The sequence below is a fragment of the Aporhodopirellula rubra genome, from assembly GCF_014192335.1.
GTDB classification, from domain to species: Bacteria; Planctomycetota; Planctomycetia; order Pirellulales; family Pirellulaceae; genus Rhodopirellula; species Rhodopirellula rubra.
Genome location: NZ_JACHXU010000002.1, coordinates 163,662 through 180,704 on the forward strand (window position 1 = coordinate 163,662; position 17,043 = coordinate 180,704).

Genomic DNA, 17,043 nt, shown 5'->3' on the forward strand with positions numbered 1-17,043 from the left:
CGGCCAAAGGACCATGGCAACCCTTTATATCGACACAAAGGAAGCAAACCCTTCATTAAAAACTTCCAGTCGTCCAAATGATTTCACTATTATTTTTCAACAACCCTTCGTTCGCGATCGAAAAACTACCGAAAATGGACTTCATCAATCGGATTGCTATTTTCCACATCGGCGAGCGTTCTTCACGACCAACACCGCACCTCACGCAAGCCGCCATCTCACCCCAGCCTACCTAGAGCCCTGCAGGCTCCTCGGACGACCGTTACCGCGATCACCCACCCCGTCTTCGTCATGCCTCAACGGCGCCTAGCAACCGCTCACAATGCCGCTCGCATGGACCGTAAAGCTCAACTCACTCGAGTCGAACGGGGCTTCTTTGCAACCGGCTTTTTAGGTGTCTCACCGGTGAATGACTCTTCAAATCGTTCAATCGAAGCAGCCAATCCGGACTCGAGAGTCTCCACAATCGCTCCACACAACCGCACATCTCGCGTGGCGACGTGAAAGTGACACGGCTCGAACGTAAGCGTCGTCTTGGTCACCCGCCCAACGTCGCGTCCGATCACGCTGTCGTACGGACCACACATGCCGACATCACACTGCATCGCCGTCCCGCCTGCCATGACGTGCGCATCCGCGGTAGGGACGTGGGTATGAGTGCCGAGAACCGCCGTGACGCGTCCGTCGAGATAACGGGCGATCGTTTGCTTGTCACCGGTCGCTTCAGCGTGCATGTCGACGACAATCGCATCGGTTTGATCAGCCATCTCCTCGAGCGCCCGATCGACGGCGGTGAACGGGCAATCGACCGGCCGCATGAACACGCGGCCAAGAATTGAAATCACCCCGAGCCGACCGGCAGGCGTCGAAACGACTGCCCAAGTTCGCCCGGCGGCGTCGGACGGGTAGTTGGCTGGCTTGACGATCCGATCGCTTTCCTTGAGGACCGGGATGATCTCCGAACGTCGGTAAATGTGGTCACCGAGCGTGATCGCATCGACTCCGGCTTCGATCAACCGCCGATATTGCCGAGGCATCAGCCCCGCACCATCGGCGGCGTTTTCCGCGTTGACGACGACCGCGTCGAGAGAATGCTTTTCTTTTAGCTCGCGGGTTCGAGCCAGGACAGCAGAGTACCCCGGCTTACCAACGACATCGCCAAGAAACAAAAATCGCACCGGTGCCCATCCCCAACAATGCGTTCGAAAGCCTTAACCACAATACAACCCCGCCGTCGTCATCGAACTACCAACGCAGTCCGAAACGCTCCCCGCCGGTGTCACGATTGTTACCGCCTTTAAGAGGTCCAGCGTGTTGCGGCTGCACCGCGAGTTCGCGTGGCGGCTCGTCGACTTCCTCCTCTTTCGCTTCGCTCGGCTTCTCGGCAACGGCATTGACCGCCTTAATCGAGAGGCCAATTTTCTGCGAATCACGGTCAAAGCTGAGCACTTTCACGTCGACGGTATCACCAACGCTCACGACGCTGCTGACCTTAGAAACCCGATGATTAGCCAACTCGCTGATGTGAACGAGGCCTTCGACGCCCGCGGTCAAACGGACGAAACAGCCAAAATCGGCAGTCTTGGTGACGGTACCCGAGTGAACCGATCCGACCGCGAACTGGCTTTCGGCGGTGTCCCATGGGTTTTCGAGCAGGTCACGATAGGACAACCCGATCTTGCCGGTTTGCTTATCGATCTTGTCAACTTTGACTTTGACCTTCTGGCCTTCCTTGATCACTTCACTTGGATGCTTGACGCGTTCCCAGCTCAATTTGCTGACGTGGATCAATCCATCCAAACCACCGAGGTCAACGAACGCACCAAAGTCGCGGACGCTGCGGACGGTGCCCTCGAGAATGTCGCCCGCTTCGATTTGCTCGAGCTGTTCAGCCCGGCGAACTTCCCGTTCACGTTCGAGAATCGACCGGCGGCTGACGACGAGGTTGCCACGACGAGCATTGGCTTCCGTGACGAGGCAGATCATTTTTTGATCGACGAATTCCGAAAGGTCTTCGACGCGATACTCAGTGACTTGGCTGATCGGCATAAAACCGCGGATTGAACCGATTTGGCATTCCAACCCACCGGTATTGTGGCCGGTGACCAGCACTTCGACGACAGATCCTTCGTCGATATCGTCCCAGTCGCTAACTTCGATCGCCGATCCCGGCAATGTGCAGGAATACAGGCCTTCTTCACGATTGAAACCGCGAACGAGAACCTCAACGTCGGATCCCGGTGTCGGCTCTTCTTCGGTGAACTGCTCGAACGGGATCGTGCCTTCGTCGGGACCGCCCAAGGAAACGAACACCGTGTCGTCTTTGATCTTCAAAACCTTCGCGTGAACTCGCGAGCCTTCATCGAGCGGTTCGCGACGATCGGGTAAACCGGCCGTTCCGCCATAGAACGCATCCAAATCGGCGTCGGCCAGCGACGCGTCGAGTTCAGCCTGCAAATCGTCCGTCAAACCGTGGCGAATGTTCGGCACGCTGACTTTGCCGGGTTTCGGCACTTCGATTTTTTGGGTCTGCGTGACGTCTTGGTCGGATTCACCAGCGAGTCGTGGCCGCGGAGCTTTCTTCTTGCCCGAACCTGATTTCTCGCCGGGTTTGCCTCCCGCCTTGGGCTGTTTTTTCTCTAAATCCTCGGTGGAAACCGCCGCGGGCGATTGCGGCTTGGCCACGCCGAGACCACGTGCGGCGAGCGGTCCGCTACCGATTCGCGGCAGCGGAGCCTTCGATTTCTTCGGCCCGGGTGCACTTTTGGCTTCCGCAGGAGCAGACTCCGAAGCGGATGATTCCGCCGCCGGTGCCGGAGCGGATGACGCATCAGGCGATGGCGTTGCCTCCGGTGCGGGCGAAGCCGCAGGTGCTTCGGCGGAAGTGGATTCGGACGATGGAGGAGTGGAATCCGGATTCTCGGTCACTGACATGTTTCGGCGTCGGTGGGCAGGGGCATAGGAATACAAGCGAGCACGATTGGGTCACAACTCTCGTCACAGCGATGCACTCCCGTAGGTGCGATACGATGTCGTCCATCTGGACGTAGCGACACGAGCGCTCTTCATCAACAACCCGCAGTCTAGCAATCCGATCGCCCAGCCGGTAGCCTTCCCGAGAATCCCGTTTCGACCATCTCGCTCAGATACGTCGAATCCCGCCCCGCCCATCCGGATCCCAACCCGCTCAGTCCCCTCCTCGCCATCGTCCCATGCCGAAATTCGACGATTTTTTCGCCACAACCGCGGACCAATTTCCTCCCGAACTCCGCGCCGCCATCGAATCGGCGCCGTTGCCCGGGCTCACCGACGGCCCCCAACACGCTGATCTGGAAAACCTCCTCGGTCGCCCCGACGCGTGCCGCATGACAACGCCATCGGGCGACTCGCCGCTTCCTCCCTTGGTGCTGTCGGGGCTCTGGTTGCTCGCCGGTGATCTCGATCGGAGCCACTCGATCAGCCAAAACGAACCCTCGAGCCAGGGCAGTTTTTGGCACGGCATCATGCACCGCCGCGAAGGCGACTACTCCAACGCCGCGTATTGGTTCCGCCGAGTCCGATCGAGCCCCGTCTTCGAATCGCTCGCCGAAATCTATCCCGAACAATACAGCGACCCGTACGAATTCAACGACGCCGTCGCCGCCGCAGTCCGGCAACGCGACGAAGACCGCGTTTCTGAATTGCAACACGTCCAGTGGACCGAGTGGCAATTGTTGCTGCAGGAATGCATGCCCGCATGACCGATTGGCTGATCACACGCTGCGGATCAGAGGGCTGCGTCGCCGGGGATTGGATGCCGACCCTGGAGTGGGCGATATGCTCGCATGGAATGTTGGCTTCCACCGACCTGGCCGACGCGTCGTTCTGGATGCGGTTCGGTCAAATCGTCAGCAGCGTGCTCGGCGTCTTTCTGATCATTGGAGTCGGCGCGGTTTGCCGTTCGCGAAAATGGCTGTCCGCCGAAGCAGACTTTTCACTCGCCAAGATCACCGCCAACGTGTTGATGCCGGCGCTGTTCCTCGATCGGATTCTCAACGACGAAACACTCAACTCGATATCCACCGCCTGGCTGCCACCACTGGTCGGATTCGGGTTCACCACGCTGGGAATGCTGGCGGCGTGGTCGGCCGCAAAAATGATCGGTCCTTGGATCGGTTTGAAGTCCGACAAACAGCAACGCGCCTTTTCGCTTTGCGCCGGCATTTGCAATTACGGCTACATCCCGTTGCCCTTGGCACAGATCTTTTACCCGAGCGCCGAAGTCGACCTGATCCTTCACAACGTGGGCGTCGACATGGCGATGTGGAGCGTCGGGATCGCGATCATCTCAGGCGGATCGAAGAAGACCGGTGACAAGAACGCCGCCTCGACGTCCAAAATGTCTCGGTGGATCAAGATGGCGATCCCCGCGCTCACTAGTGCGCCGATTCTGGCGGCGGCAACTGCCGTTTCAATTCGCGTGCTCGGATGGGACACCTATGTCCCGAACGCGTTGATGAAGACAATCGGCATCCTCGCAGCGGCCTCCATCCCGATGGGACTCCTGCTCAGCGGCGCGATCATCATCGACTTTTTGAAAGCGGCTCAGTGGACCGGAGCCACACCGCTGATTTTCTTCTCGTTCGGTTTTCGACAACTGCTGATGCCTGCACTCATGCTCGCCTTCGCGAGCCTCGTACTGACGCAAACCGACATGAAACAAGTCATGCTGTTGCAGGCCGCGATGCCGTCGGCTGTTTTCCCGGTCGTCCTGACACGCCTCTACCACGGCGACACGACCACAGCACTGCGGGTCGTGCTATCAACCTCGCTCGCCGGTCTGTTTTTGATCCCGCTGTGGATGTCGCTCGGTGCGTGGTGGCTGGGCGTGTGATGAATCGAGAGAACAAGCGACGACCTACGGCCGCTCGTGCCGTCCCGATCATGTTACGCCCCTGATCCGGTCGACGCCGCCGGCGGCTCGTCAAACTCGCAGCTTTAAAACTTGCGCCACGCCCCAGTTCTAGAACCCGGCTTCGACCGCAACGCTCAACCCAAAGAAACTGAGGTCATCATCGAGCGGACCGTCCGTCGACAGGCCGTTATCGGAACCGGCAAAGACGGCGATCGGATTAGCACCACCGACGCCACCGAAGTGTTGTGCTTCCATCGCGACTCGCATCGCCAACCAATCCGCCGGGACATACTGAATCCCAAATTTCAACTCGGCACTGGTGGCCATCGAGTTCGAAAGATCACTCCAATCCTGCACGCCGATCGCGTTCATCGTCTGAAGAAGATCGTTGGCGGAGTCCACGACCGAGTACTCTTGATTGCCGAACAGCAACGCCCCCCGTGCGTCAGCGAACAACGACAATCGATTCAACGGCAACTGATGATTGAACCGCATCGCGACGGTAGGTCCGATACCGCGAAATTCGGTCTGAGCAGCAACCGTATCAGGCGTGCCGAGCAACGCTTCATTGGTCCGTGCGAGGTACCCTTGTTTGATCCGGGCATAACGAAGACCAGCGAAAATTTCGATCGGAAGACTCAGTGATCGCTGCACTTCCATGTCAATCACATCGGCGCGAACGGTACTGCGAAAGTCACCTTCCTCAACGAGATCGACCCCCGTCACGATGTCACCGTCTTCGGCGAGATAGCCAACCGTTCCCCAAGTTCCTACCGGGATGATCCCATTGCCATCACCGGCGTGAAAACTCGTCGAGTGATCGAACTGCCAATAACGCATCCGATACCCGAGTTTGCCCGCGGCCGGCATCACACCAAACTCAACCCGAGGACTGTGTTTGAGCTTCCAAGGGAACATCACCTGCGAATAACCGTCATCGGTTTCAACGATCAACGCGGACGTGTTGCTCTGGACGGCCTGAACGATCACGCTTTCGTACGTGGCAAAATAACGAGGCGACTTCCGGCCTTTGAAATGCAATGGGCTGTGGAGCTGCGAACGCAGTTGTCCGATCTCCATATGCTGAGCAGAAAGCTGTGACTGCAAATCGGCGAGCTGCAACGTGACCGGATCAACCGAGTCATAATTTTCAAAACCGACCGTGCGGAGAGTGTCGGCCGATCCCGGAACGAGAGTCGACGGCACTTCCTCGTCTTTCCGCCCACCAACGTATCCACTCGATGTCGCGACGCTCTCCTCACTCACTCCCTCGATATCCTGCATGCCCAGCAGGCTTGCGAACTCCTCAGGAGTGATGTCTTGACCGGTAACCTGCCCTGCCGTCATCCATGGAATGAACGCCGTCAACAGGATCGCAACCCAAGAAGCGTTCACGCGTAGGAATGTGAAATGACGGACGCCGCCACGACCCGTTGGTAGTTCTCTAAAGTGGTTCATCATGACAGCACGTTTACTCGGTGGAGGGTAGGCGAAGGTGGGAGGCGATGGGTTCCGACACGAGCGTCCGATGCTGGTGCGGAACCGTGGATGGCATGAATCAGATCGCCATGGGTGGGCAACCTGGTACAAATTTCTTGATGGCGAGAACGAATCGCGGTGAGCAACGCCGCCGCAGAATCCGCATGCATTTGGGGTGCAAACGAGACCGAGTCTTGGCCGCTCGGCGGACAAACGCCGGGCTCAATCCCCGCAGGACTCAGGATGAAGTGATGGTTTGCCTCGGCAAACGTTGGATCACGTGCGGGAAGCAGCACCCGTCCCGTCGTGACGTACTCCTCCATCAGCGTCGACAACGACTCGGGCATAACCACGCTCGCCGCGTCTGTCCAAAACGGAGTGTCGCGCCGACGCGAGACGACGTAGTGCATTAGTACAAAATCTCGAACCTGATGATAAACATCCGTCATTCGAGCGTTGAACGTTTTTTGATCGAAGTGGTCGGCATGAAACGCGAGCGGCGTCGCAGGCGGCAAGCATTCAACGAGCTCGTCTAACGCACGTTGAACCAAAAAGATGCCCGTCGATTCGAGCGGCTCGACAAACCCGGCGGACAATCCCAGAGCGACGCAATTGCCGATCCACTGGTTGCGACGCATGCCGACCCGCATCGGAACAGTCTTCGTTTGAATGGTCTCGGGGTCAACTCCGACTAACTCGCACAACTCACGTCGAGCCGCGTCGTCGGTAATGTGTTTGGACGAAAAGACATAGCCGCACCCGGTGGTTTCGGCCAAAGGGATCTGCCATGACCAACCGGCGTTCATTCCCTTACTGATCGTGTACGGTGACAAGCGGACATGACGTTGCCCCGAGTCGTTATCTTTGACACCTCGATCGGTGGTACCGTGGCGACTCGGCACGCGTAGCGTAATGGCTCGGTCGCAGATCAATTGATCCGACCAGTCTTCCCACGGTGATTGCAGTTCGCGTTCAATCAAAACGCTCGCAAATCCGCTGCAATCTAAATACAGATCCGCAGCCAACGCGGGTTCACCGTCGAGATGAAGACACGCAATGTTGCCGCGTTCATCGACGGAGGCACCATCGACGTCGCCGACATAATGGCGAACACCTTCGTCGATCGCGACTTCCTTGAGAAAGCCAGCAAGTTTTCCTGCGTCGAGATGGAAAGCGTAGTTCTGCGCGACGCTGGGACAGTCCAGCTCACGTGGCGCGCATCCCTGCTCGCACAACTCACGCTGGAAACTGTAATCCGTGTATTGAGAATCGCTCGGCAGCCAGCCTTCGCGAACGCCACGTTGCCATGTATGGATTAAGTCCGATCCGTTAATCGGGCATCCGCATATCCCGAACGGATGCCAATAACGATGAGACGACTCGACCCAATCGTCGAACCGAATCGCGAGTTTATAAGTGGCACCGGTACGACGAATGAATTCATCCTCGTCGATGCCCATGTTTTCGATCCAGTCGACCATCGCCGGGATCGTTGCTTCACCGACGCCGATCGGTGGCAATCGATCTGACTCAACCACCGAAACCCGACAACCGACGCGTCTTTTGAGGGTGGCTGCGCTCATCCATCCCGCCGTTCCACCGCCAACAATAACGATGTGACAATCGCGATCCACGCCGGCATTTGCGGCCTTCAGGCCGCCAAGTGGTCGCAGTGTCGTCGGATTGAATTCAGTGGGCGCAGTCATAGACAGGGGAGTAGCAAATTCCACTGACGGTCGGAAGACTATTTTCGCAAAAACAAATATTGCCTTCTGCAACTGCACAAGCCCCAAAATGGAAAACCGCACAAATTGCAACCTCTCTCATTTCGATTCTTCCGCACGTGCAACGTATCGCGACACGCCCAAATTAACCGAATGCTTGTCGACTATTTTTTGCCTCCATACCTCACTGAAGAGAGCTAGTTTTCCATTAGGAAGGACGCACTGAGCAACGTGGCCTCAACGGCACGCGTCACTTCCTACCTTTGCCCCCCTTTTCTCAATTTGCACAGACAGAGATCTCTTAGATGAAAGTTTTGTTGGTGGATGATTCCGGTGTCATGCGAAAAATTATCGCACGCGGACTCAACAGCCTTTGGGTCGACGAAGTGGTCGAAGCGGCCGACGGCGTCGAAGCGTTATCCAAATTTGGAGACGGCGTCGGATTCGACATGATCCTGACGGATTGGAACATGCCGAATATGAACGGACTCGAATTCGTCAAAGCGGTCCGAAACGATGGCCACAAACTTCCCATCATGATGATCACGACCGAGACTGAAAAATCGCAAGTCCTGCTGGCCATCCAAGCCGGCGTGAACGACTACCTCGTCAAGCCGTTTGATCAAGAAACGCTTCAAAAGAAACTCGAACGCGTGATCCCAAACCCGACGCTCGCGTAACAACTCGTCAAACCAGACCGCCCCGTCATGCCTCTGCTTTCCCTCGACATCGAAACCGTGATCGCCAACGCGATCGATTCATCCATCCGAGAAACATTCTCACTGATGATCGGTCAAGAGCTCACTCACGTTCAAACGAACCGTGTCGTCAACAAAATGCCGACCGTCGGGAAATATAATCAAAACCGACCGGTCGACTACGACGAGGAAATCACCGTGGTCGTTGGACTCAGTGGCCAATTACAAGGCAGCGTGAGCGTCTGCATGGATCTTGAATCGGCACTGCTGTGGACCGAAAATTTGATCGACCACCAATCCGCCACTCTCGATCAAACCGTAATCGATGCGATCAGTGAACTCGGCAACATCGTCACCGGCGGCGCGAAGAGAAGACTGGAAGACCGCGATCTCGCGCTAGGTCTTCCGTATGTAATGTTGGCCGGCAAATCCCGACTCGCTTTCCCGAGTTCCTGCGAACCGCTGCAGGTCGAGTACGCCTTCGGTGGTCACGAAATGAACGTATTCATTTCGTTGACCACCGCTTAACAACTCCCTGCGAGGGGCGATTGCTTTTAACCAATAACGATGCGCGGACATCGTTGACCAGAATCGCCATTCATCAAAAGGCGTCCACTGAGAGACGCCCCATAGCCCCGTAGACGCAAACTACGCGTGGGCGGTTTCGACAGCTTCGTTCTTCGGCTGATGAATCCCGGCGAGCAGTTCGCCGAACCATGGCACGTCGATATCAAACGGTTTGCCGCCCTTGATGCGTTCGAATTCGATCGCTCGCAATTCATCGCCACGTTCTTCATCTTCACCGATGACACCACCATCGCCGACCAAGGCACATTCAACGGCCTTCTTCGCACAACGGGCGATCAACGCGATGTCGTCTTCGTTCGCCGCAGCCGCACGTGAGTAGTAACCGCTCTTCTGAATCAGTGTCTTCTCTGCACCCAACATGGCGGCAAACTGTTTGCCGAACCATTTGCCAGGGTTCACCGCGTCGAGTTTGTAGTGGCCGAACGCGTCGCGTGGGACTTCTTCCCCACGTGATTCGATTTCAGCAACAATCGCTTCAACGCCGGCGCCTTCGGAGATGAAGATGTTGACGCAATCATGCTCGTCCATGATCGCCTTCAGACGTTGGGCTTCGTGTTCGAGGTCGAAGTGCATTTCGGGGATGTACACCCCGTGAACGTCGCGGCGTTCTTTCGAAAGACCGATCTCGGGAAGAAAATTCATCTTCGCGAGCCGTTCGCGATATTTCGCTGCCGTGGCCGCGGTGAGCCAACCACAGTTGCGGCCCATGACTTCGTGAACGATCAACATGCGAGGGTTCGCATTGTGTTCAGAAACGACATTCTCGAAGAACTTCGCTCCGACTTCCGCCGCTGTCCACGCACCAAGACTTTGTTTGATCGGAATCACATCGTTGTCGATCGTCTTAGGAAGCCCTACGACGGTCAGTGCGTAATTGTGCTTCGCCAAGTAAGCAGCCAAATCGGCAGCAGTCGTGTTGGTGTCGTCACCTCCGATCGTGTGCAGAACGTCCACACAATCTGTTTGCAATTGCTCGGCGGCCACCTGCAAAGGATCTTGACCCTCATTGACGAGCCCCCGCTTCACGCAATCGGCCACGTTCGTCAACTTGATTCGGCTGTTGCCGATGGGGCTGCCACCGTGTTCATGCAAAATGTGAGCCCGCTCTCGAATTTCAGGCGTCACCGGGAAACTGTCGCCGAGCAACAACCCCTTATAGCCCGAGCGATAGCAGATGATTTCGATTTCCGGGGCCTTCTCGGTGTACGATTGAATTAAGGCACCGATCGCGGACGAAAGACAGGGGGCCAGCCCCCCGGCGGTGAGAATTCCGACTCGTTTGACCGACATGACGATATTTCCCTGAGTGAGGCTCGAAAACAGATAACGGATTGGCAGACAACGCCGTCAACGGACCCGGTAGATTATCGCATTGCGGCGGAATCGTCGCCTAGGCAGGGGCCCTGCGGTGCCCATGGGCGCCTCAGTCGCCCTCAACCTGCCATTGCCGACCATTCTTTTCCCTTCGCAAAACACCTGATCCACTCTGTAACCCCGATCTCCCACTGTCACACTCAGCATGCAATCGAAATTGATTCAGCAAATCCTGGTGGTGTTGCAATTCACGACCGCCGCAGCATTGGTCCTGACAGCGAACGACGTGCTGAATTCCCCCACCGCGATCACATCGATCATTGCCGGCGCGTTGCTCGGCGTTTGGGCTTGGGTGAGTTTCGGTTTGAAAAAGATCACGGTAATGCCGGAACTGAAATCGGACGCGGAACTGGTCACGGCGGGGCCTTACCGATTCATTCGCCACCCGATGTACACCGCCGTGGTGCTATTCTGTTTTGGTTTCCTTCTCACCTCGCCATCGATGTGGAAAGTCGCCACATGGATCCTGCTTATCGCGGTCGTGTCGGCGAAAGCAAGAATCGAGGAATCTTTTCTTTGCAAACGCTTCCCTCAATACCCTGATTACATCAAGCGAACGGGTCGGTTCATCCCGTTTTGGTGATCCCTTTTTGATCAAGCCGTATCAAACGAGCCGATTTTTTTGAATTTGATGGGCCAGAACCTCATCAGTCGGCAGTAAAGACGGTGGCACATCCTGACGTCCGCTCAACAGCGCACCAACCGTGCCGCCACGCTCCTGCCCATCGGCCGTCCTCAAACGTGCTCCCGCCTTCGGCAGCGGCAAGGTTGCCTTTCGCCTAACGCCAACCTCCTGCCTCCCATCCGAACGACAACGCGGGCGGCACCGACGTGGTGGCAATGAATGCCCTGTTGCGACAAACATCATTCGCGAAAAACACCGAGTCCCGCCCCCCCGGACACTCCACACCTAACGCTACGAGTCAGACACACCGAGACGAGTAACAAACCATGAACCGACATCGTTGCAATCAGTTGCTGTACCTACTCGCTCTAACCGCGGGCGTGTTGACGCTCAATCGCTCCGCACTCGCGTTCGAACTCGAATCTCCTGACGGAAAGTTGTCGGCCGAGATCCTCGTCACCGAAGATGGCGATGTCACCGACCTGCTCACCTATTCTGTTTCATGGCAGGGACGATCAATCGTCACGCCGTCTCACGTCGGTTTAGACATCGCGGGTGCCGCTCGGACAACGGGCACCCAAACCGAACGAACCCAAACGAAAAGGATCAACCAAACGTGGACCCCCGTGTATGGCGAACGCAGCACCATCCGAGACCACTACAACGAATTGACGTTGGACCTCAAGACTCGCGGTGATTCCCCGATAAACGTTTCTGTCACCTTTCGTGCCTACAACGAGGGTTTGGCGTTTCGATACAAAATCGCGGGACAGACTGATCACGACCAAATTACGATCAAGCGTGAGTTAAGCGAATTCCGATTCCCGTCGGATCACAAGACGTGGGTCGCCTACAACGCGCAAGGACAATACAAGGAAGCTCGATTAAGTACGGTCCGATCCGGTTGCGAGCGTCCAATGACCATACAAGCCGACCAGGATCTTTTCATTGCGATCGGCGAAGCAGGACTGGTTGACTATGCACGGATGAAATTCTCTCCGTTAAAAACTACCGACGCCGCCAAAGCCTCTTCTACGAGCGACGCGTCCACGACCGGGTTGGTGAGCGATCTCGACGGCATGGTGCGGATGGACTTGCCATCATCGACACCGTGGCGTTTTGTCATGGTTGCCAATCGCCCGGGCGAGTTGATTGAAAACAACTTTTTGCTCCTGAACCTGAACGAACCGTGTGCCATCGCGGACACCTCGTGGATCAAACCAGGAACCGTCCTGCGTGAGATGTCCCTGACCACTCAGGGCGGTATCGCCGCAGTCGACTTCGCCGTCGAACACAACATGCAGTACGTTCACTTCGACGCGGGTTGGTACGGCAACGAATACGACGACGCGTCTGACGCCACCACAGTCACCGTTGATCCCAAACGTTCCGCCGGCCCGCTCGCACTACACGACATCATCGCGTACGCCCGAGAACGCGACATCGGTATCATCGTTTACGTCAACCGACGTGCATTGGAACGACAACGCGACGACATTTTGCCGCTCTACAAATCCTGGGGAATCGCCGGCGTCAAATACGGATTCGTGAAGGTCGGTTCTCAAGAATGGACGTCATGGTTGCACGACGCGATCCGCAAAGCCGCCGATCACGAATTGATGGTCGACGTCCACGATGAGTATCGCCCCACCGGATACGAACGAACGTACCCAAACCTGATGACCACCGAAGGTATCCAGGGCGACGAAACGTCACCGAGCAACGTCGACACGCTGACGCTCCTATTCAGCCGATCCGTTTGCGGCCCCGCCGATAACACGATCTGCTACTTCGCTTCGCGTGTCGACGAGAATGCAACCCATGCTTACCAACTCGCAAAAGCCGTCTGCATCTACAGTCCGTGGCAATATCTCTACTGGTACGACCTCCCCAAACCTGCCGACAAAACCGAAGTCCCTTACGAAACCATAGGCAACGAACCCGAACTGGAGTATTTTGACGCGGTCCCGACCGCATGGGATGAAACCCGTGTGATCGAAGGTGAAATCGGCCGCTACGTGGTGATCGCTCGACGCAAAAAAGATCAGTGGTTCATCGGTGCAATGAACAGTGAATCCGAACGAACGATCGCATTGCCACTCGATTTCCTCTCCGCAGATCAACCCTACACCGCTCACCGCTATCTCGATGATCCCACGGTCGGTACCCGTACCAAAGTCCGAATCATCAAAACACAAGTCAATCATTCCTCGGAAATCGAATTGACTCTCTCGGCACAGGGCGGTGAAGCGATCCGGATCGTTCCCGACGCTCGGTAACGCCCGCTACGGTGTGTTGCTCCTATCGCGTCAGCACACCACGGTTTCACAACGGCTTCACAACGGTTTCACCATGCAACCTCCCGCGACACCCGGCGGCCACCTGCAACCGCGATCACCCTCCAATCGCCTCCATCCACAAACCACGCTCCCATGATGCGCAATTCATTCGCTGCCTTGCTGACGGTCGTGTTCATGGCGACTGCGTCCCACTGCATCGCAGCCACCTATGTCGTCTCGACATCCGGAAACGACAATCACCCCGGAACCGCTTCCCGGCCGTTCCAAACGATCTCACGCGCAGCCCAGTCCGCGATGCCCGGCGACACCGTCCTGGTTCGTCCCGGTGTCTATCGCGAGAGAGTTTCACCGCCACGTGGTGGCCACCCCGGCAAACCGATTACTTATCGGGGCACCTCATTCGGGCATGTCTTGATCAAAGGCTCTGATCTTTGGACCCCGGAATGGACCGAACATTCCGCAGGCGTCTACTTTGCCGTTCCCTCGGAATCAATGTTCACCGACGACTCCTACCTGGACAGCCCCAACCCGTTTCGAGTCCCGCTCGCTTCAACGCCTTACAATCGGCAAGGCAAACCCGAACAGGAACGCTTCGGATATGGCAATCCAGATTTGGCTTACAACTGCGGCCAAGTCATCGTCGACTCCGTGTTGCTCAAACAAGTCCCATTTCTCGACGAAGTCAAACAACACCCTGGCACGTGGACGTTCGATTCCGAAACCGGTCGCATCTACATCCACTTTGGCGATCAATCACCAGCACATCGAACGATTGAGATCACCACCCGCCGACGCATCTTCGCACCGCACACCCTGGGACTCGGGCACATCACCGTCGAAGGATTCGTGATGGAACATTGCGGCAATAACTATCCAACAAACTTTTGGAACACGCCGAAATGGGCCCAAGCCGGAGCGTTTGGATTACGAGGCGGTCACCACTGGATCGTCCGCAACAACATGATTCGGTACGCCAACGCCGCCGCGATGGACATCGGATCTCGAGGCGGCGACAACGAATCGGCGAGCGATCACAGTCCCACCATCGCCGACGCGGGCAACGATAACCTGATCGAATCGAACTACTTCGTTGACAACGGTGCCGCCGGCGTGATCGGGTCAGGCAGCCTTCGAATACAGATTCGCGACAATGTCATCATGCGGAACAACACGCTCGGTTTCATCGGCAACAAACGCTACGAACACGCAGGCATCAAATGCCACGGCATCCGTGACGGACTGATCGAGGGAAACTACGTTGCCGACAATCCGCTCAACGATGGCATTTGGCTAGACAACCAATTCCCCGGCACTCGCATCACCCGCAACGTCGTCGTCAACAACGGGGTAAAAGGCATCTTTCTCGAGATGAGTGACCAGGGTTGGGATTCCGCATTCGTCGATAACAATATCCTCATCGGAAACCAACTGAACCAGTTCTACGTCCACGACGCGGCTGGCTCGACGGTCATGCACAACCTGATTGCGAACAGCCCCGACGACAGTCGCAACGGCCAGGGAGCGTACATCTACCAAGTCACCGCCCGAACGCGAACGTATTACCACTCGTTGCTGAACAATCTTTTCGTCAACCACAAATCGATGATGGACGTGAACTATCCATCCCATCGCGGCGGGCCTCAACGGTTCGACCACAACGTTTACGACACCACGCCAGACCAACGCGTCTTTCGGATCAACAGCGCTAGCGACAAGCCTTCACCTTGGACCGACGACGAATTCATCAATCTCATTGATCAAGAATTGGGCGACGCTTCCACGGGCCACGAATCAATCGACGGTGGAACGAAAGCCAATCTCACATTTGAACAATGGAAAACGTTCTGGTCGGCACACGACCTCCCCAACGATCAGAACAGCGTGCTGCAAAAAGGCATGACCGTTTCCTACTCACCGGAGTCGCAACAACTCCGTGTCGTCGTTCCGTTTGATCCGACACGAGTTGGATCGACCGAGCGTTCCGAGGTCACCGGAGATTTCCGTAACGCTCCGCTCGCACGAGACGGAAGCAATCTTCCGGGCCCGTTTCAAAGCCTCAAACAAGGCGTCAACACATTCCATCTTTGGAATGGTCTCCCGATTCTAGAAAAAGACACACTGCCGAATCCGACGAAGGTCGGCGACACCGACAAAGGCGTTCGGCTGAATTGAGCGGCGAACCGAGGCACATCGTTTGGTCCATCCGATGTCGACATCGCGAGTGGGGTCGACAGTTCAGCGAGAGAATGGGGCGATTAGTTGCGAGGTTTGACGGCCATCGCCTGGGACTTCGCCGTCGAATGTCTCACTCGTTCATCCTCGTTTTTGGAATCAGCACGAAGCACATTCTGCTCGGTAAAGGCTGCCATGTCGGCGAGCGTTTCGAAGAAGCTACAAAAATCGAGTGCATGCCGCGCCGACAACGACAATCCGCCGCCGCCTACGAAAATGTAGGTGTCACGTGGCAACAAACGCCGCAACTCAACATGTTGCGCAATCACATCGGATCGGTCATCCCAGTGCGTGTGCGTCGACCAGACCACTCGAACGTCGAGCGAATTGGCGGCAGCCGCTAACTCGTCCGCCGGCACACACGGCCCCAAATCATAAGCCGAGACCCCAATACTATTGAGGCTCAGCGATACAAACTTCGAGGCGATCGTATCAAAACCTTGATGCATACTTCCCCCGATGGCATCGACCTTGGCCGACACGTCCTTCCGGATAAAGGGGACGAGCAAGTCAATCGCCTGCGACATGGTTTCGGTGCACATCTTCTCTTCGTAGACCTGCAGATCACCGCGCTGCCATAACGTCCCCACCTGCCACATCGCGGGTGCCAATGAGTGGTCGATGATGGAAACGATGTCCGAAGATTCGGCACACGCCTCCAGCACCACGTCTCGCAGTTCCGCCGCTCGTCTCGACTTCAACAATTGCAAAATGTTCTCCGTCGAGAGAATCGTTGCGACGTTGCGTCCGGAATTCCGGGAGTGTTTGCTGATTCCGATTTCCTGAATCAGTTGCTCGAGTACCGATTCCGAAATCCGGCGGTGTCCCCCCGGCGTTCGCTCCAAAACAACGTCATGTCGCTTGCACCATCGCTTGAATGTGGACGAACTAACGCCCAATCGCTCGGCGGCATCACTGACTGCTAACCATTTTCTCATATCAACCTGCCACCACTCTTCGAATCTGTTGCGTGGGTCTTCTCTATCTGTCCATCAATAAAATCGGCTAGCTGATTCTGAGGTGTCAAAGTTTTCCGCTTGCTATTGCGGATCTTGTTAGATGAGCATCACGCATTTCGATCATTCGTCGTAACCGCAAATTCAAATGCTTCTGGGTTTCAAATAACACG

General features: G+C 56.4%; 13 protein-coding genes. 7 read left to right on the forward strand and 6 right to left on the reverse strand.

Annotated elements, in window-relative coordinates; translation table 11 throughout:
• Positions 1-347: 347 nt before the first annotated feature.
• Both FHS27_RS02870 and FHS27_RS02875 read right to left on the reverse strand, forming a co-directional pair.
• Positions 348-1,178, reverse strand: a complete 831-nt coding sequence (locus tag FHS27_RS02870; protein WP_184301502.1) for a TIGR00282 family metallophosphoesterase — start codon at positions 1,176-1,178, stop codon at positions 348-350.
• A gap of 67 nt (positions 1,179-1,245) precedes the next feature.
• Positions 1,246-2,934, reverse strand: coding sequence for a 30S ribosomal protein S1 (locus FHS27_RS02875; protein ID WP_184301505.1), 1,689 nt, complete (start codon positions 2,932-2,934; stop codon positions 1,246-1,248).
• 278 nt (positions 2,935-3,212) lie between these two features.
• Between FHS27_RS02875 and FHS27_RS02880 the strand changes: the two genes are divergently transcribed.
• Positions 3,213-3,740: a hypothetical protein gene (locus FHS27_RS02880; RefSeq protein WP_184301508.1), complete on the forward strand. Its 528-nt coding sequence runs from the start codon at positions 3,213-3,215 to the stop codon at positions 3,738-3,740.
• Between the two features lie 89 nt (positions 3,741-3,829).
• Positions 3,830-4,873: an AEC family transporter gene (locus tag FHS27_RS02885; protein ID WP_184302364.1), complete on the forward strand. Its 1,044-nt coding sequence runs from the start codon at positions 3,830-3,832 to the stop codon at positions 4,871-4,873.
• A gap of 129 nt (positions 4,874-5,002) precedes the next feature.
• Here FHS27_RS02885 and FHS27_RS02890 read toward each other — a convergent pair whose 3' ends face one another.
• On the reverse strand, positions 5,003-6,289 hold the full coding sequence (locus FHS27_RS02890; protein ID WP_184301511.1) for an Lpg1974 family pore-forming outer membrane protein: 1,287 nt from the start codon (positions 6,287-6,289) through the stop codon (positions 5,003-5,005).
• A gap of 62 nt (positions 6,290-6,351) precedes the next feature.
• Positions 6,352-8,079, reverse strand: a complete 1,728-nt coding sequence (locus FHS27_RS02895) for a tryptophan halogenase family protein (RefSeq protein WP_184301513.1) — start codon at positions 8,077-8,079, stop codon at positions 6,352-6,354.
• A gap of 323 nt (positions 8,080-8,402) precedes the next feature.
• Between FHS27_RS02895 and FHS27_RS02900 the strand changes: the two genes are divergently transcribed.
• Together FHS27_RS02900 and FHS27_RS02905 are read left to right on the forward strand one after the other, a co-directional pair.
• Positions 8,403-8,777 (forward strand): response regulator, encoded by a 375-nt coding sequence (locus tag FHS27_RS02900; protein ID WP_184301516.1) that lies wholly within the window; start codon positions 8,403-8,405, stop codon positions 8,775-8,777.
• 27 nt (positions 8,778-8,804) lie between these two features.
• Positions 8,805-9,323: a chemotaxis protein CheX gene (locus FHS27_RS02905; protein ID WP_184301518.1), complete on the forward strand. Its 519-nt coding sequence runs from the start codon at positions 8,805-8,807 to the stop codon at positions 9,321-9,323.
• Positions 9,324-9,443: 120 nt separating this feature from the next.
• Here the strand turns inward: FHS27_RS02905 and FHS27_RS02910 are convergent, their stop codons facing one another.
• Positions 9,444-10,673, reverse strand: coding sequence for a pyrophosphate--fructose-6-phosphate 1-phosphotransferase (locus FHS27_RS02910; protein WP_184301521.1), 1,230 nt, complete (start codon positions 10,671-10,673; stop codon positions 9,444-9,446).
• A gap of 229 nt (positions 10,674-10,902) precedes the next feature.
• Between FHS27_RS02910 and FHS27_RS02915 the strand changes: the two genes are divergently transcribed.
• From FHS27_RS02915 to FHS27_RS02925, 3 genes are all read left to right on the forward strand, one after another.
• On the forward strand, positions 10,903-11,340 hold the full coding sequence (locus FHS27_RS02915) for a methyltransferase family protein (protein WP_184301524.1): 438 nt from the start codon (positions 10,903-10,905) through the stop codon (positions 11,338-11,340).
• 368 nt (positions 11,341-11,708) lie between these two features.
• Positions 11,709-13,661 (forward strand): glycoside hydrolase family 97 protein, encoded by a 1,953-nt coding sequence (locus tag FHS27_RS02920; RefSeq protein WP_184301526.1) that lies wholly within the window; start codon positions 11,709-11,711, stop codon positions 13,659-13,661.
• 153 nt (positions 13,662-13,814) lie between these two features.
• Entirely contained in the window at positions 13,815-15,854 is a 2,040-nt protein-coding gene (locus tag FHS27_RS02925) for a right-handed parallel beta-helix repeat-containing protein (protein ID WP_246419042.1), read from the forward strand.
• An 83-nt stretch (positions 15,855-15,937) separates the two neighbouring features.
• On the opposite strand, the gene FHS27_RS02930 is transcribed toward FHS27_RS02925, so the two are convergent.
• Entirely contained in the window at positions 15,938-16,852 is a 915-nt protein-coding gene (locus tag FHS27_RS02930; protein WP_184301529.1) for a B12-binding domain-containing protein, read from the reverse strand.
• Positions 16,853-17,043: the final 191 nt, after the last annotated feature.